Here is a 15,818-nt window from a genome sequence, read left to right as displayed (position 1 = left end):
TGCACAATGTTCCGGATGAAGACCCTGCCCGAATGGACCGATCTCCGCTATTTTCTTGAGCTGGCGCGCGCCGGCACCTTGTCCGGCGCCTCGCGCCGGCTGGAGGTGGAGCACACGACCGTGGCGCGCCGTATCGACCGCCTCGAAGCCCAGCTGGGCGCCACCCTGTTCGACCGCTCGCGCGAAGGCTACGAGCTGACCGAGATGGGCCAGGCCCTGCTGCCCCATGCCGAAGCGATGGAGGGCGCCGCCCTGGCCGCCCAGGACGAAGTCTCGAGCAACCAGGTCAGCGTGAAAGGCGTGGTGCGCCTCGGTACGCCCGAAGTGCTGGGCGTGATGGTGATTGCGCCGATGCTGGCGCGCTTTCTCGAATCCCACCCCGATCTGTCGATCGACCTGCTGGTGCAGCCGCGCTTCGTCAACCTGGCCAGCCGCGAGGCCGACCTGTCGATCACGCTGGACGCGCCCAACACCGGCCGCTACATGGTCACGCGGCTGGCGCCGTTCCGTCTTTACCTGTACGGTGCGCCGTCCTACCTGGCGCGCCACCCGCCGATCCGCAGCCGCGCCGATCTGGTCGGCCATGACTTCGTCGACTACGTGCAGGACCGCCTGGCAAGTAACGAACTGCATTTTCTCGATGAACTGGGTTTTACCCCGCGCCGTCGCTTCTGCTGTACCGGGATGTCAGGGCAAGCCGAAGCCGCAGCCGCCGGGATGGGGCTGATGATGGCGCCGCCCTACGTGATTCCGAAGGACGGACGCCTGGTGCCTTTGCTGCAGGATGAACTGTTCGCCGAACGGGCCTATTACATGGTGGCCCCGGTGGACCTGTACCGCCTGCCGCGCGTGCGCGCCGTGTGGAACTTGCTGCGTGCCCTGCCGGACACGCAGCCTGAGCTGTTCCGCCTGCCTTAGAACTTGAAGTCCAGGGTGGCTTTCACGGTGCGCGGGTCGCCGTAGAAGGTGGTGACGGTGTTGAAGAAGCCACCGAAGGCATAGCCGGCCACCTTGTAGCGCTTGTCGAGGATGTTACGGGCGTGCAGGCCGGCCGTGATCTTGCGGTCGCGGCTGGTCCAGACCAGGCTCGCATCCCACAGGCCGTAGCCGTCCTGGGCCAGCATCTGGTTCTGGGCGACCAGGGCATCCTGGGCGGCCACACCGCTGGTGCGCACGATCTCAGCCATATAGGTCTTCGACTTGTACGAGTAGCTGTTGTTCAGCGACAGAGTACCGTTGCGGCCCATCAGGTCTTGCGCCCAGGTGTAGCTGGCCGAGATATTGCCCGAATCCTTGGGCGTATTCTGGAACTCGGCCGAGCTGGCGATGTTGGTCAGGCTGCTGCCATTGGCGACCATCCATTCCTTGTACTTGGCCTCGATGTGGCTGTACATGCCGCTGACGGTGAAGGCGTCGGTCAGGTGGGCGATACCTTCCAGTTCCAGGCCGCTGATCTTGGCCTTGCCGGCATTGGTCAGGGTGCCGGCGAAACCGGTGACGGCGCCAGCCGCGTTATAGGTCGGAATCGAGCCCGGGATCTGCACGTTCTTGTAGTCGGTGTAGAAGATCGCGGCATTGGTCTGGACACGGCCCTTGTCGAACGAGGACTTGACGCCCAGTTCCAGGGTCTTGGCCACTTCCGGCTCGACGCCCTGGCGCTTGGCCAGCGAGGCCGGGGTGGTCGGACCGCCGGTGGCGGCCAGGTCCATGCGCGGATCGAACATGCCGCCCTTGAAGCCTTCCGAGTAGGTCGTGTACAGATTGTGCTCCGGCGCGAACTTCCAGCCAAAGCCGATCTTCGGCGTGAACTTGGTGTCGGTGCGGTGCAGATCGTTCTTGCCCATGTCGGTGTTGGCAGCCAGGCCGACGGCGGCCGGATTGCCCAGCGTCGGCGAACCGCTCAGACCGAGATAGGTGCGCTTGTAGATGCGCGCGCGCCGGTCGTCATTGGTGTAGCGGCCACCGAGGGTGACATTGAAGGTGTCCGATACGCTGTAGTTGGCGTCGGCGAAGGCGGCCCAGGCTTTGGAGTCGATGTCGTCCAGCGTGTACAGCGACAGACCGCCCGAAGCGTTGTACAGCACGTCGAATTCGTTGAAGGCATTGCCCTTCATGTAGAACAGGCCTGCCACACCCTGCCATTTGGCGCCGGTGAAGGTCAGCTGGAATTCCTGGCTGTTCTGCTTGTCGGTGTAGATGGCCGGGGCTTCGAACAGCGGGGTGTTGAGCGAGTCGAAGTCGATCGGCGCATACGAGAAGGACTTGCGGTGGGCCGTGACCGACTTGAACTGCAGGCCCTTGTCGATTTCATACTCGACCACCAGCGACTGGCCTTCGGTCGTGACCTTCTGGTCGTGGCCGAGCACCGTGTACAGATTGGCGCGGGTGTCGTAGTCGCCGGCCAGCGGCGGCAGGTTGGCCGGGGCCGGGCCGGCGGTCAGGCGGTAGCCGGCGCGCGGCAGCGAGTCGTCGACGGTCTTGTCGGCCGAGAAGCGCACGAACAGGTCGGCGTTCGGCGTCCATTCGGCCGTGATGCGGCCGGCCACGACATCCTTGTTGTAGTTGTCCTTGCCGTTGATGACATTGTGGCCGAAACCATTGCGGTTGAAGCTGGCCACGGTGCCGCCGATGCGGAAGGTGTCGCTGATCGGGACGCTGCCCTTGACCAGCAGGTCTTTCTCGCCGTAGTTACCGGCGGTCAGTTTGACTTCGCCCATCGGCTTGTTGGACAGGCGGCGGGTCACGTATTTGACGGCGCCACCGATGGTGTTGCGGCCGTACAGGGTGCCCTGCGGACCACGCAGCACTTCGATGCGCTCGAGGTCATAGATGTCGGTCAGCGCGCCTTGCGGGCGGGCCAGGTAGACGTCGTCGATATAGATGCCGACGCCCTGTTCATAGCCGGCCACCGGATCCTGCTGGCCGATGCCGCGGATGAAGGCGGTCAGCGTGGTGTTGGTGCCGCGCGAGGTTTTCAGGGTGGTGCTCGGGGTGACGTCGGCCACGCCGGTCAGGTCGGGCACGGCCATCTTTTCCAGTTCGCTGGCCGACAGCGCGGTCACGGCGCCGGGCACGTCCTGGATCAGTTCTTCACGGCGGCGCGCCGTCACGATCACCTTGTTTTCGACCGCTTGCGGACCGTCGGCCGGCGCAGGGGTCTGGGCGTAGGCGGCCTGGATGGCCGAAACGAGGGGCAGGGCCATGAAAATGGCCTTCGAGCGGTTCGACAAGCGCATCTGTGTCTCCTTGTGGTTGTTATGTAGTTGCGTGTTCTACGCAATCGCGATGGAGTGTGCGCCGATTGAATTCGGAGCGAAAGCCAAGCGCACGCAAGGCCTGTGTGCAAAATTGCACAAATTCAGGCAAGGCTAGGGGTATGCACGCACAAAGGGCAGGCGTTCGCCCAATTCATCGAGATAGCTCTCGACGCCGGCCCGTTCGCGCTGCAGGAAGCGCTCGACGGCGTCGGCAAAGGCCGGGTGGGCCAGCCAGTGGGCCGAACAGGTCCGTGTTGGTAAAAAACCACGAGCCATCTTGTGTTCACCCTGGGCGCCGCCTTCGAAGCGGGAGATGCCCTGTTCGATGCAGAACTCGAGCGGCTGATAATAGGCGGCCTCGAAATGCAGGCAGGGCACATGCTCGACCTCGCCCCAGTAGCGGCCGAACAGGGTGTCGGCCGTGTAGACGAGCAGGGAAGCGGCGATCGGCCGGCCGGCGCGCTCGGCGATGACGAGCAGCAGATTGTCGGGCAGGGTGGCGCCGATGCGCAGGAAGAAGTCCAGGTTCAGATAGGGCGTCGAGTAGTGGGCCGCATAGGTGTTTTGATAACAGCGGTTGAAGAAGGCCCAGTCGTCCGGCCCCGCCTCGCTGCCGCGCAGGCGGCGCAGACTGACCCCGGCCGCGGCCACCTTGCGCCGCTCGGCGCGGATGTTCTTGCGTTTTTTGTGCTCGAGCGCGGCCAGAAAGGCCTCGAAGTCGGCGTAGCCGGCGTTCTCCCAATGAAATTGCACGCCATGGCGCAGCATGAAGCCCGCCGCCTCCAGCTGGGCCGCCTGGGCCTCGGGCGGAAACAGCACATGGGTCGAGGACACGCCCAGCTTTTGCTGCTCGGCCAGCAGGGCCTGCAGCAGGGCGCTGCGGGCGGCCGCGTCGCGCGCCAGCAGGCGCGGTCCGCTCACCGGGGTGAAGGGCACGGCGCACAGCAGCTTGGGGTAGTAGGGCAGGCCGTGACGCTGATAGGCCTCGGCCCAGGCCCAGTCGAACACATACTCGCCATAGCTGTGCATTTTCAGATAGGCGGGCAGGGCGGCGGCCAGGGTGTCGCCGTCCCACAGGGTCAGGTAGTGCGGGGTCCAGCCGGTGTCGGCGCAGGCGCTGCCCGAGGCATGCAGGGCGTGCAGGAAGGCATAGGACAGAAACGGGTTGGACTCGGCCTGGCAGGCCAGCAGCGCGTCCCAGGCCGCCTGGCCCACCTCGGCCAGAGAGGAAACGGCGCGCATGCGATAATGCGAGACTTCCAAGTTCGTAGACGCTTCCAATGACAGTTAAAGTTGCAATCGTTCAGATGAACAGCACGGTCGGCGACATCGCCGGCAACCGCGCCCGGATCTTCGCGGCCGCCAGCCGCGCCGCCGCCGCCGGCGCCGACATCGTGCTGACGCCCGAACTGGCCCTGGTCGGCTACCCGCCCGAAGACCTGCTGCTGCGTAACGCATTCTACGCAAAAACGCGCGAAGCCCTCGGCGGCCTCGCGCAGGACCTGGCCGCCTTTCCCGGCCTGCACGTGATCGTCGGCCATCCGCTGCAGGACGGCGGGCTGCGCTACAACGCCGCCAGCCTGCTGCGCGACGGCCAGGTGGTTGGCGTCTACCGCAAGCACGACCTGCCGAACGACACCGTGTTCGACGAAAAGCGCTATTTCGTGTCGGCCAGCGACACCCTGGTGTTCGACGTCAAGGGCACGCGCTTCGGCGTCAATATCTGCGAGGACACCTGGTTCCCGAGCGCGCCGCGGCGTGCGCGCCAGGCCGGGGCCGAGGTGCTGCTGGTGCCGAATGGCTCGCCCTACCACATGAACAAGCAGGCCCTGCGCGCGGACGTCATGCGCGAGAACGTGGCGGCCCAGGGCTTGTCGCTCGTGTATGCCAATCTGGTCGGCGGGCAGGACGAGCTGATCTTCGACGGCCACAGCTTCGTGATGGACCAGGCCGGCCAGATCACCACCCAGCTCAAGCATTTTGAAGAAGACTTCGGCATCGTCGAATTCGAAGGCGCGACCCCGGTGGCCCAGCCGCTGCCGGCGCCGCTGTCGCTCGAGGCCCAGGTCTACCAGGCCCTGGTGCTGGGCGTGCGCGACTACATCGGCAAGAACGGCTTCCCGGGCGCCTTGCTCGGCCTGTCGGGTGGTGTCGATTCGGCCCTGGTGCTGGCCGTGGCCGTGGATGCGCTCGGCGCCGACAAAGTACGCGCCGTGATGATGCCGTCCAAATACACGGCCGATATTTCCTGGCTGGACTCGCGCGAGATGGTCAAACGTCTGGGCGTGCGCTACGACGAAATCCCGATCACCCCCTGTTTCGATGCCTTCAAGGCCACGCTGGCGAGTGAGTTCCAGGGCCTGAAGGAGGACACGACCGAGGAAAACATCCAGGCGCGCATCCGCGGCACCCTGCTGATGGCCCTGTCCAACAAATACGGCAGCATCGTGCTCACGACGGGCAACAAGAGCGAGATGGCGGTCGGCTACTGCACCCTGTACGGCGACATGGCCGGCGGTTTCGCCGTCATCAAGGATATCGCCAAGACCCTGGTCTACCGCCTGTGCCACTACCGCAACAGCCTGAGCGAGGTCATCCCCGAGCGCATACTGACGCGCGGCCCCTCGGCCGAATTGCGCGAGAACCAGCTGGATCAAGATTCTCTGCCGCCCTACGAGGTACTGGACGGTATCATGCGCATGTACATGGAAGAAAACCACGCGATTGCCGACATCATCCAGGCCGGTTACAGTCCGGCCGACGTGACGCGCGTGACCAAGCTGATTAAGATTAACGAGTACAAGCGCCGCCAGGCCCCGGTTGGCATCCGCGTGACCCACCGCGGTTTCGGGCGTGACTGGCGCTACCCGATCACCTCGCGATTCTACGACTAAGGAGTTCCCATGAAAGAAATTACCTGCATCATCAAGCCGTTTAAATTGGACGAGGTTCGCGAGGCCCTGGCCGAGTTGAATGTCACGGGTTTGACCGTCACCGAAGTCAAAGGTTTCGGCCGTCAGAAAGGCCATACCGAGCTGTACCGCGGCGCCGAATACGTGGTCGACTTCCTGCCCAAGGTAAAGGTCGAAGTCGTGGTGTCGGACGACATGGCGGACAGCGTGGTGGACGCGATCATCAAGGCCGCGCGCACGGGCAAGATCGGCGACGGCAAGATCTTCGTGCGCAATGTCGAGCAAGTCATCCGCATCCGCACGGGCGAGACCGGCCCCGACGCCGTCTAATCCCCCCCAAAAACTTGCGCCCAAAACAAATCGGGGTCAGACCCCATTTGTTTTGGGCGCAATTTTTTTTCGGCCAGAAAAAATGGGGTCTGACCCCGATTTGTTTGGGGCGCAACTTCTTTCCGGCTGGGGAAATTGGGGTCTGACCCCGATTTTTCTTTAGCGCATGATGCGCAGGTCGAGGGCCCAGGAGGCCAGGCGCATCACGGTGATCGCCATCGCGCTCGACCACAAGGCGAAGTCGGGTGAGGCGCCGTATTTTTTGAGCAGCAGGAACATCCAGCTGCCAATGAAGGCGCATATCGCATACGGTTTGCCGTCGCGGAAAACCATCGGCACTTCATTGCAGACGATGTCGCGCAGCACGCCGCCGAAGATCCCGGTGATCACCCCCATCATCGAGGCGATGAAGATCGGCATGTGGGCGTCCAGGGCCGAGGCCACGCCGGCAATCGAGAACAGGCCGAGGCCAATGGCGTCGGCAATCACGATCATGCGTTCGGATACCACCTGGCGCAGCGTGCGGATCAGCGGCGCTGCCATCAGCGCGAGGAAGAAAATCAGGATCGCGTATTCCTGATGCGTGACCCAGAACAGGGGCCGCTTGTCGAGCAGCAGGTCGCGCATGGTGCCGCCGCCGAAAGCCGTGATGAAGGCCACCGTGAACACGCCCACCAGATCCATGCGCTTGCGGCGCGCCTCGATGAAGCCCGAGAAGGCGCCCACCAGAATTGCCATGATCTCGATAATCTTGATCAGTGACATGGGCGCTCAGTCGCGGAAGGCAGCTTTGAGCAGAACAATCAGGGCGCCGTGGCCGCCCGCTTCGCGCCCCGGCACGCAGAAGGCGACCACGTCGTCTTTCTGGACGAGCCAGGAGTGGACCATCGAGCGCAGCACCGGCTCGCCGCCGGCCGAGCCGTAGCCTTTGCCGTAGATGATGCGCACGCAGCGCAGATTGCGGCGCGTGCTGCGGCCGACGAAATCGGACACCGCCTCGCGCGCGGCGTCGCGCCGCATGCCGTGCAGATCGAGCTCGTCCTGCACCGGCCAGTAGCCCTGGCGCAGGCGCTTCATGGTGCTCTTGGCCACGCCCTCGCGCGAGAAATTCAGGGTCGGATCGTCGTCCAGCAGGCCTTCGACATCGAACTGGTCGGACAGCGAGGCGCGCAGCACGGCCGCGTCATCCTCGGCCTGCTCTTCCTGGCTCAGCGGCCGGGCCGGCAGCGGCTGGGCGCGCTGGACCAGATGCGGATCGAGCTTGCCGCTGTCGGGCAGCTTCTTGACGCCGCCGATCGCGCTGCGGAACAGGTTGGCCTCCTGGCGTTCCTGTTCCTCGCGGCGCTTGCGCTCGGCCTCCTGCTGGAGGCGCACGCGTTCCTGTTCCTTGAGCTGTTCACGCAAGGATTTGAGGTCGGCGAAGTCCTTCAGTCCCGCCATGGGCTCAGCCTTCCAGACTCTCCAGATAGCGCTGGGCGTCGAGCGCGGCCATGCAGCCGGTGCCGGCGCTGGTGATGGCCTGGCGGTAGACGTGGTCCTGCACGTCGCCGGCGGCGAACACGCCCGGAATATTGGTGGCGGTGGCGAAGCCCTCGGTGCCGGAACGGGTCTTGATATAGCCGTTGTGCATGTCGAGCTGGCCTTCGAAGATGCCGGTGTTCGGCTTGTGGCCGATCGCGATGAACAGGCCGTGCACGTCGATCCGGGTCAGGGCGCCGCTCTCCGTGGCCTTGGCCTGGAGGTGGGTGACGCCGGAATCGTCGCCGCAGACTTCGTCGAGCACGTGGTTCCACAGGATCTCGACCTTGCCTTCGGCCTGCTTGGCCAGCAGACGGTCGATCAGGATCGGCTCGGCGCGGAACTTGTCGCGGCGGTGGATCACGGTGACCTTGGAGGCGATGTTCGACAGGTAGAGCGCTTCTTCGACGGCCGTGTTGCCGCCGCCGACCACGGCGACCGGCTTGTTACGGTAGAAGAAACCGTCGCAGGTGGCGCAGGCCGACACGCCGCGCCCCATGAAGGCTTCTTCCGAGGGCAGGCCGAGGTATTGGGCCGAAGCGCCGGTGGCGATGATCAGGGCGTCGCACGTGTACTCGCCGCTGTCGCCGATCAGGCGGATCGGTTTTTCGCTGAGCTTGGTGGTGTGGATGTGGTCGAACACCATCTCGGTATTGAAGCGCTCGGCGTGCTGGAGGAAACGCTGCATCAGCTCCGGACCCTGGACGCCCATCGGATCGGCCGGCCAGTTTTCGACGTCGGTGGTGGTCATCAGCTGACCGCCTTGTTCGACGCCGGTGATCAGGACCGGGTTCAGATTGGCGCGCGCCGCGTAGATGGCGGCGCTGTAACCGGCCGGGCCGGAACCAAGAATGAGGACGCGGGCGTGTTTCGGAGTAGTCATGATCGGGTTCGGATGAGTTTTCGCGTGGCAGAATTATAGACGATCGGGGTTTATGCCGTAGAATGGCCGGATTGTAGTAAGTACCATTTTGCCGCCCAATGGCCAAATCGAGTCCCGCCCAGAATACTGCCAATTCCCGCAACCAGAGCGAACGTCAGCCTCTGCCCAATCGTCTGGTCCGCCTGCTGTCGGAAACCAAGTGGCTGGCGCTGGCTGTGCTGTTCCTGTATTTCGTGATGGTCCTGGCCAGCTACAGCCGTGGCGATCCGGGCTGGTCGCACGATGTCAGCGTCACCAAATTCGCCAACCTCGGCGGCAAATACGGCGCCAAAACGGCCGACTTCATGCTGTATGTGTTCGGCTTCTCGGCCTGGTGGTGGTGCGTCTGCTTCCTGCGCCTGATCTGGCGCGGCTATAAAACCCTGTCCCACAAATACCTGTACGAGTCCGAGCTCGAACCCGAGCACATGGGCGAAGTGATCGCCCGCTGGGTTGGCTTTGCGCTGCTGATGGTGGGCAGCATGGGGATCGAATTTCTGCGCATGTACACGCTGCGCGCCGAATTGCCGCGCGCGCCGGGCGGCGTGCTCGGCCAGCTGATCGGCGAGTCGGCCCATGTGGCTTTCGGTTTTACCGGCGGCACCATGCTGCTGCTGATGCTGTTTGCCCTCGGCTTCTCCCTGTTCTTCCATGTGTCGTGGATGAATGTGGCCGAGCGCATCGGCGGCTGGATCGAGCAGACGATCGAATGGTTCCAGCTGCGCTACCAGACCCACGAAGACCGCCGCCAGGGCGAAGCGGCCTCGGTCAAGCGCGAGGAAGTGGTCGTCCATGAGCGCGCCAAGCAGGTCGAGAAACACGTGGCCGCGCCGACCATCAAGATCGAACCGCAGGTCGTGGCCGTGCCCAAGTCCGAGCGCGTCGAGAAGGAAAAGCAGGCGCCGCTGTTCCAGGACCTGCCGGGCGACTCCAAGCTGCCGCCGATCTCCCTGCTCGATGAGCCGCCGCCCGAGCAGGAAGTGGTGTCGGTCGAGACCATGGAATTCACCAGCCGCCTGATCGAGAAGAAGCTGTCCGACTTCGGCGTCGAAGCCAAGGTCGTGGCCGCCTATCCGGGCCCGGTCGTCACCCGCTACGAGATCGAACCGGCGACCGGCGTGAAGGGCAGCCAGATCGTGAACCTGGCGCGCGACCTGGCGCGCTCGCTGTCGCTGACCTCGATCCGCGTGGTCGAGACCATCCCCGGCAAGAACTACATGGCGCTCGAGCTGCCCAATCCCAAGCGCCAGATCGTGCGCCTGACCGAGATCCTCGGCTCCAAGGTGTACAACGATTCGAACTCGAGCCTGACAATTGCGCTCGGCAAGGACATCGCCGGCAAGCCGGTCACGGCCGATCTGGCCAAGATGCCCCACCTGCTGGTAGCCGGCACCACCGGTTCCGGTAAGTCGGTCGGCATCAATGCGACGATTCTGTCGCTGTTGTACAAGGCCGATCCGGCCGATGTGCGCCTGATCCTGATCGATCCGAAGATGCTCGAGATGTCGGTCTACGAGGGCATTCCGCATCTGCTGGCGCCGGTGGTGACCGATATGCGCCAGGCCGGCCACGCGCTTAACTGGGCCGTCAACGAAATGGAGCGCCGCTACAAGCTGATGTCCAAGCTGGGCGTGCGTAACCTGGCCGGCTACAACGCCAAGATCGCCGAGGCGGCCAAGCGCGAAGAGCATATTCCGAACCCGTTCTCGCTGACCCCGGACGCGCCCGAACCGCTCGAAAAACTGCCGACCATCGTCATCATCATCGACGAACTGGCCGACCTGATGATGGTCGTCGGTAAGAAGATCGAAGAGCTGATCGCCCGGATCGCCCAGAAGGCGCGCGCGGCCGGCATCCACCTGATTCTGGCCACCCAGCGCCCCTCGGTCGACGTGATTACCGGCCTGATCAAGGCGAATATCCCGACCCGCATCGCCTTCCAGGTGTCGTCGAAAATCGACTCGCGCACGATTCTGGACCAGATGGGCGCCGAGACCCTGCTCGGCATGGGCGATATGCTCTACATGCCGCCCGGTACCGGCCTGCCGATGCGCGTGCACGGCGCCTTTGTGTCCGACGATGAAGTCCACCGCGTGGTCAAACACCTGCAGGCGCAGGGCGAGCCGAATTACATCGAGGGCATCCTCGAAGGCGGCGTGGCGGAAGAGGGCGGCGCCGGCGGTGAGCTGGGCGGCGCTGGCGGCGGCGAAGGCACCGAAGCCGACCCGATGTACGATCAGGCCGTGGCCGTGGTGCTCAAGCACCGGCGCGCCTCGATCTCGCTGGTGCAGCGCCACCTGCGCATCGGCTACAACCGCGCGGCCCGCCTGCTCGAACAGATGGAACATAGCGGCGTGGTCTCGGCCATGCAGTCGAACGGCAATCGCGATATTCTGGTGCCGGCGGCTAACGCTGAATAAAGGATGCAGATGATGGTTTCCCGTATCAAGGCCCTGGCCGGCGCAAGCCTGCTCTTGCTGACGCAGCTCGCGGCGGCCTCGGCCCTCGACCAATTCAAGAGCTTTGTCACCTCGACCAAGGCGGCCAAGGGCGAGTTCACGCAAAAGATCGTGAAAAAGGACCCGAACGCCAAGCCCGGCCAGGTGTCGCAGGGCAGTTTTCTGTTTGCCCGTCCGGGCAAGTTCATCTGGACTTACCAGAAGCCGTATGAACAGCTGCTGCAGGCCGATGGCGAGCAGCTCTACATCTACGACAAGGACCTGAACCAGGTCACGGTGAAGAAGCTCGGCAATGCGCTCGGCTCCTCGCCGGCCGCGATCCTGTTCGGCAGTAACGACCTCGACAAGAACTTCACCCTGTCCGACGCGGGCGCCAAGGATGGCCTGGAATGGCTGCTGGCCGTGCCCAAGGCCAAGGACACGAGCTTCGACAGCATCCGCATCGGTCTGAAGGACGGCATGCCGGCCGCGATGGAGCTCAAGGACGCGTTCGGCCAGACCTCGGTGCTGGCCTTCCGCAATGTCGAAAAGAATCCGAACCTGGGCGGCGTGCAGTTCAAGTTCAGCCCGCCGAAAGGGGCCGACGTCATCGCCCAGTAAGCGGAACCTTCGCTGCCGGGCTGTGATCTGAACCACCATGGACGACCTGTTCAAAACCGAACCCACGCCGCCGCTGGCCGAGGCCCTGCGGCCGGCCACCATCGCCGAGGTGATCGGCCAGAGCCATCTGCTGGGCGAGGGCAAGCCGCTGAATCTGGTGTTCCGCTCGGGCCGTCCGCATTCGATGATTCTGTGGGGTCCGCCGGGCGTGGGCAAAACCACGCTGGCGCGGCTGACGGCGCGTGCCTTCGATTGCGAGTTCATTGCCGTCTCGGCCGTGCTGTCGGGCGTGAAGGAGATCCGCGCCGCCATCGAGCAGGCCGAGCATTTCCTCGCGGCCGGCAAGAGCACAATCCTGTTCATCGATGAAATCCACCGCTTCAACAAGTCGCAGCAGGACGCCTTGCTGCCGTTTGTCGAGTCTGGCCTGGTCACGCTGATCGGCGCCACCACCGAGAACCCTTCGTTCGAGGTCAATTCGGCCTTGCTCTCGCGCGCCCAGGTATATGTGCTCAAGGCCCTGACCGACGAGGAAATGCGCCAGCTGCTGGCGCGCGCGCGCGAACGCGTGCTGCGCGGGCTGGAATTCGACGAAGCCGCCGTCGATACCCTGATTGGCTATGCGGACGGCGATGCGCGCCGCTTCCTCAATCTGCTGGAGCAGACCCACACGAGCGCGCAGGCCGCGGGCACGCAGCACATCACCGGCAGCTTTGTCGAAAACGCGCTGACCCTGAACGCGCGGCGGTTCGACAAGGGCGGCGATAATTTCTACGACCAGATTTCAGCCCTGCACAAGTCGGTGCGCGGCTCGCATCCGGACGCGGCCCTGTACTGGCTGTGCCGCATGCTCGACGGCGGCGCCGATCCGCAGTATCTGCTGCGCCGGATCGTGCGCATGGCCTGGGAAGACATCGGCCTGGCCGATCCGCGCGCCGTGCAAATCGCGAATGAGGCCGCGGCCACCTTCGAGCGCCTGGGTTCGCCCGAAGGCGAGCTGGCGCTGGCCCAGGCCGTCATTTATCTGGCCTGCGCGGCCAAGAGCAATGCCGGCTATATGGCCTATAACAATGCCATGGCCTTCGTGAAGAAGGATAAGTCGCGCGAGGTGCCCGTGCATCTGCGTAATGCGCCGACCAAGCTCATGAAAGAGCTCGGCTACGGCCACGCCTACCGCTATGCCCATGATGAGCCGAACGCCTACGCGGCCGGCGAAACCTATCTGCCCGAAGGCATGGCCGAACCGCACTGGTATCAGCCGGTGCCGCGTGGCCTGGAGGGCAAAATCGCCGAAAAGCTGGCCTGGCTGCGCAGCCTGGACGACGAGGCCAAGCGCTAACTCCGGCGAAAAAGCGTTCTACGCCGCGTTTTTTGCAGTTCATCGCAATCCGAGGGCAAAGTGCGGGCCGCTTGGGTAAAGTTTCATCATCGAATGACACTTCACCAAGGAGCCCAACATGAACATCCGTAAAAATGCCGAATCGATCTTCGTCGCCGCCGCCCTGATCGCCATGGTCACCACCTTCGCCACCGCCAAAACGCCGAGCTTCAACGCCGCCAAGCGCGTCGCTGTCGTGGCCGATACCAAACTGCCGACCGTGGTCGTCAGCCACAAACGCCTGACCGCCGCCGAGAAAGCCGCCCTGAACTAAGAGCAGGCGCGTAGAATCGCCGTCCATGAGGCGACTTCTACTCCTGCTGGCAGTGCTGGCCGCACCGGCCGCTTATGCCGACTGCACTTTATTGACGGACGCGCGCACTGGCCGCGTCCTGCTGGAAGAAGGGCAGTGCGATCTGCGCACGCCGCCCATGTCCACCTTCAAGATCGCCATCAGCCTCATGGGCTACGACGCTGGCGTTCTGCAAACGGAACACACCCCACGCTGGCCCTTCCAGGCCGGGTACGTCGCCTGGCGGCCCGAATGGAAGCAGGACACCGACCCGGCCGCGTGGATGAAGCTGTCCGTGGTCTGGTATTCGCAGCAGACCACGGCCCGACTCGGTCTGGCGCGCTTTCGCCAGTACATTAAAGACTTCGACTACGGCAATCAGGACGCTTCGCGCGCCGATGCGCTGGAAAAGAGCTGGCTGTCGACCACGCTGCAGATTTCGGCGCGCGAGCAGAGCGCCTTCCTGATGCGCCTGCTGGCACGGGATCTGCCCGTCAGCGCCCACGCCTACGCCATGACCGCGGCCATCACCCTGGCCGAGGCGCGGCCCAATGGATGGGAGCTGCATGGCAAGACTGGCAGCGGCGACTTTGCCCAGGGCAGTGTCGGCTGGTATGTCGGCTGGGCGCACAAGGACGGCCGCAGCATCGTCTTCGTGCGCCAGGTGATCGAGACGGCCGATATTCCCGGGCCGGCCGGCCTGCGCGCGCGCGATCTGTTCCTCAAACGCCTGCCCGAACTGCTGCCCTAAAATGGTCCCAGAGCGGGGCCGGCTTGGTACAATGCTGGTTTTGACACACTCCAGCTGGCATTGGCCATGATTGACATTCAACTTCTCCGCAAAGACATCGATACCGTCGCCGCCCGTCTGGCGACCCGCAAGTTTCAGCTCGACGTAGCCGGCTTCAACACTCTGGAAGCTGAGCGCAAGGCCATTCAGACCCGTACTGAAGAGCTGCAGAGCAAGCGCAATTCGCTGTCCAAGCAGATCGGCATGTTGAAGGGCAAGGGCGAAGACACCTCGGCCGTGATGGCGGAAGTGGCCGGCATCGGCGACGCGCTCAAGGAAAACGAGCAGGCCCTGTCGGCTGTGCAAGCCAAGCTGGCCGATTTCATGGCCACCATCCCCAATCTGCCGCACGAATCGGTGCCCGTGGGGGCCGACGAAACCGGCAATGTGGAAGTGCGCAAATTCGGCACGCCGCCGCGCTTTGATTTTGAAGTGAAAGACCATGTCGATGTCGGCGCTGCGCTGGGCCTGGACTTCGACACCGCCGCCAAGCTGACCGGTTCGCGCTTTGCCGTGATGAAGGGCGGCATCGCCCGCTTGCACCGCGCCATCGCCCAGTTCATGCTCGACACCCACACGGGCCAGCATGGCTATACCGAGTGCTACACCCCCTACATCGTGAACGCCGATTCGCTCAAGGGCACGGGCCAGCTGCCCAAGTTCGAAGCCGATCTGTTCGCCGCCAAGAAGGGCGGCCAGGAAGGCGAGGGCGAGGCCCTGTATCTGATCCCGACGTCGGAAGTATCGCTGACCAATTTCGTGCGCGATGAAATCGTGCCGGCCGACGCCCTGCCGCTGAAACTGACGGCCCACACGCCGTGCTTCCGTTCGGAGGCCGGCAGCTATGGCCGCGACACGCGCGGCATGATTCGCCAGCACCAGTTCGACAAGGTCGAGATGGTGCAGATCGTGCAGCCCGAGACCTCGTACGCGGCGCTGGAAGAGATGGTCGGCCACGCTGAGACCATTCTGCAGAAGCTCGGCCTGCCGTACCGCGTGATGGCACTGTGCACGGGCGACATGGGCTTTGGCGCTGCCAAGACCTATGACCTGGAAGTCTGGCTGCCGGCGCAGAACACCTACCGCGAGATTTCCTCGCTGTCGAACTGCGAGGCTTTCCAGGCACGCCGCATGCAGGCGCGCTTCCGCAACGCCGCCGGCAAGCCCGAGCTGCTGCACACCCTGAACGGTTCCGGCCTGGCCGTGGGCCGTACGCTGGTGGCCGTGCTCGAGAACTACCAGCAGGCCGACGGCAGCGTGATCATCCCCGAGGCACTGCGCCCCTACATGGGCGGCTTGGAGCGCCTGAGCCCGGCGACATAAAAAAATTCAAGATTCGCAGATTTGCCCCTTCCATTTT

14 protein-coding genes are annotated in these 15,818 nt (G+C 64.1%); 9 read left to right on the top strand and 5 right to left on the bottom strand.

Annotated features, from left to right (window positions below):
• Window positions 1-15: 15 nt before the first annotated feature.
• Window positions 16-918, top strand: a complete 903-nt coding sequence (locus LZ005_RS08490) for a LysR family transcriptional regulator (protein WP_237806639.1) — start codon at window positions 16-18, stop codon at window positions 916-918.
• Here the strand turns inward: LZ005_RS08490 and LZ005_RS08485 are convergent.
• On the bottom strand, window positions 915-3,236 hold the full coding sequence (locus tag LZ005_RS08485; protein WP_237806637.1) for a TonB-dependent receptor: 2,322 nt from the start codon (window positions 3,234-3,236) through the stop codon (window positions 915-917). The two genes, LZ005_RS08490 and LZ005_RS08485, sit on opposite strands and share 4 nt — an antisense overlap.
• 132 nt (window positions 3,237-3,368) lie before the next feature.
• Window positions 3,369-4,499 carry a GNAT family N-acetyltransferase gene (locus LZ005_RS08480; protein ID WP_237806635.1) on the bottom strand — a complete coding sequence of 377 codons (1,131 nt, stop codon included), beginning with the start codon at window positions 4,497-4,499 and terminating at the stop codon, window positions 3,369-3,371.
• Window positions 4,500-4,537: 38 nt separating this feature from the next.
• Between LZ005_RS08480 and LZ005_RS08475 the strand changes: the two genes are divergently transcribed.
• The gene (locus LZ005_RS08475; RefSeq protein WP_237806633.1) at window positions 4,538-6,151 is read left to right on the top strand and encodes an NAD+ synthase; all 1,614 of its coding nucleotides are present in this window, start codon (window positions 4,538-4,540) and stop codon (window positions 6,149-6,151) included.
• A gap of 9 nt (window positions 6,152-6,160) precedes the next feature.
• Window positions 6,161-6,499 carry a P-II family nitrogen regulator gene (locus LZ005_RS08470; protein ID WP_237806631.1) on the top strand — a complete coding sequence of 113 codons (339 nt, stop codon included), beginning with the start codon at window positions 6,161-6,163 and terminating at the stop codon, window positions 6,497-6,499.
• 159 nt (window positions 6,500-6,658) lie between these two features.
• On the opposite strand, the gene LZ005_RS08465 is transcribed toward LZ005_RS08470, so the two are convergent.
• From LZ005_RS08465 to trxB, 3 genes are read right to left on the bottom strand one after another with little or no spacing between them, the layout of a single operon-like run.
• Complete coding sequence (locus LZ005_RS08465; protein WP_237806629.1) at window positions 6,659-7,264, bottom strand: trimeric intracellular cation channel family protein; 606 nt, start codon at window positions 7,262-7,264, stop codon at window positions 6,659-6,661.
• A gap of 6 nt (window positions 7,265-7,270) precedes the next feature.
• The gene (locus tag LZ005_RS08460) at window positions 7,271-7,939 is read right to left on the bottom strand and encodes a Smr/MutS family protein (protein WP_237806627.1); all 669 of its coding nucleotides are present in this window, start codon (window positions 7,937-7,939) and stop codon (window positions 7,271-7,273) included.
• A 4-nt stretch (window positions 7,940-7,943) separates the two neighbouring features.
• Entirely contained in the window at window positions 7,944-8,900 is a 957-nt protein-coding gene (gene trxB, locus LZ005_RS08455) for a thioredoxin-disulfide reductase (protein ID WP_237806625.1), read from the bottom strand.
• A 98-nt stretch (window positions 8,901-8,998) separates the two neighbouring features.
• Between trxB and LZ005_RS08450 the strand changes: the two genes are divergently transcribed.
• The 6 genes from LZ005_RS08450 to serS all read left to right on the top strand — a co-directional run bounded on the left by LZ005_RS08450 (window position 8,999) and on the right by serS (window position 15,781).
• Window positions 8,999-11,359 (top strand): DNA translocase FtsK, encoded by a 2,361-nt coding sequence (locus LZ005_RS08450; protein WP_237806623.1) that lies wholly within the window; start codon window positions 8,999-9,001, stop codon window positions 11,357-11,359.
• Between the two features lie 9 nt (window positions 11,360-11,368).
• A complete protein-coding gene (gene lolA, locus LZ005_RS08445) occupies window positions 11,369-11,998 on the top strand; it encodes an outer membrane lipoprotein chaperone LolA (protein ID WP_237806621.1) in 630 nt (209 codons plus the stop codon).
• A 37-nt stretch (window positions 11,999-12,035) separates the two neighbouring features.
• Window positions 12,036-13,337: a replication-associated recombination protein A gene (locus LZ005_RS08440; RefSeq protein ID WP_237806619.1), complete on the top strand. Its 1,302-nt coding sequence runs from the start codon at window positions 12,036-12,038 to the stop codon at window positions 13,335-13,337.
• A gap of 118 nt (window positions 13,338-13,455) precedes the next feature.
• A complete protein-coding gene (locus tag LZ005_RS08435) occupies window positions 13,456-13,650 on the top strand; it encodes a hypothetical protein (protein WP_237806617.1) in 195 nt (64 codons plus the stop codon).
• 25 nt (window positions 13,651-13,675) lie between these two features.
• Window positions 13,676-14,419: a penicillin-binding transpeptidase domain-containing protein gene (locus tag LZ005_RS08430; protein WP_237806615.1), complete on the top strand. Its 744-nt coding sequence runs from the start codon at window positions 13,676-13,678 to the stop codon at window positions 14,417-14,419.
• Window positions 14,420-14,485: 66 nt separating this feature from the next.
• Complete coding sequence (gene serS / locus LZ005_RS08425; RefSeq protein WP_237806614.1) at window positions 14,486-15,781, top strand: serine--tRNA ligase; 1,296 nt, start codon at window positions 14,486-14,488, stop codon at window positions 15,779-15,781.
• Window positions 15,782-15,818 lie beyond the last annotated feature (37 nt).

It is taken from the genome of Massilia sp. TS11 (assembly GCF_022012445.1).
In the GTDB taxonomy this organism is placed as follows: domain Bacteria; phylum Pseudomonadota; class Gammaproteobacteria; order Burkholderiales; family Burkholderiaceae_D; genus Telluria.
The sequence above is the reverse complement of the archived record's forward strand: the minus strand, read 5'-3'. Positions and strand labels throughout refer to the sequence as shown.

Excerpts from the sequence above, each read along its gene's own strand:
- LZ005_RS08490 (WP_237806639.1), top strand. The coding sequence starts at position 16 with ATGAAGACCCTGCCCGAATGGACCGATCTCCGCTATTTTCTTGAGCTG.
- LZ005_RS08485 (WP_237806637.1), bottom strand. The coding sequence starts at position 3,236 with ATGCGCTTGTCGAACCGCTCGAAGGCCATTTTCATGGCCCTGCCCCTC.
- LZ005_RS08480 (WP_237806635.1), bottom strand. The coding sequence starts at position 4,499 with ATGCGCGCCGTTTCCTCTCTGGCCGAGGTGGGCCAGGCGGCCTGGGAC.
- LZ005_RS08475 (WP_237806633.1), top strand. The coding sequence starts at position 4,538 with ATGACAGTTAAAGTTGCAATCGTTCAGATGAACAGCACGGTCGGCGAC.
- LZ005_RS08470 (WP_237806631.1), top strand. The coding sequence starts at position 6,161 with ATGAAAGAAATTACCTGCATCATCAAGCCGTTTAAATTGGACGAGGTT.
- LZ005_RS08465 (WP_237806629.1), bottom strand. The coding sequence starts at position 7,264 with ATGTCACTGATCAAGATTATCGAGATCATGGCAATTCTGGTGGGCGCC.
- LZ005_RS08460 (WP_237806627.1), bottom strand. The coding sequence starts at position 7,939 with ATGGCGGGACTGAAGGACTTCGCCGACCTCAAATCCTTGCGTGAACAG.
- trxB (WP_237806625.1), bottom strand. The coding sequence starts at position 8,900 with ATGACTACTCCGAAACACGCCCGCGTCCTCATTCTTGGTTCCGGCCCG.
- LZ005_RS08450 (WP_237806623.1), top strand. The coding sequence starts at position 8,999 with ATGGCCAAATCGAGTCCCGCCCAGAATACTGCCAATTCCCGCAACCAG.
- lolA (WP_237806621.1), top strand. The coding sequence starts at position 11,369 with ATGATGGTTTCCCGTATCAAGGCCCTGGCCGGCGCAAGCCTGCTCTTG.
- LZ005_RS08440 (WP_237806619.1), top strand. The coding sequence starts at position 12,036 with ATGGACGACCTGTTCAAAACCGAACCCACGCCGCCGCTGGCCGAGGCC.
- LZ005_RS08435 (WP_237806617.1), top strand. The coding sequence starts at position 13,456 with ATGAACATCCGTAAAAATGCCGAATCGATCTTCGTCGCCGCCGCCCTG.
- LZ005_RS08430 (WP_237806615.1), top strand. The coding sequence starts at position 13,676 with ATGAGGCGACTTCTACTCCTGCTGGCAGTGCTGGCCGCACCGGCCGCT.
- serS (WP_237806614.1), top strand. The coding sequence starts at position 14,486 with ATGATTGACATTCAACTTCTCCGCAAAGACATCGATACCGTCGCCGCC.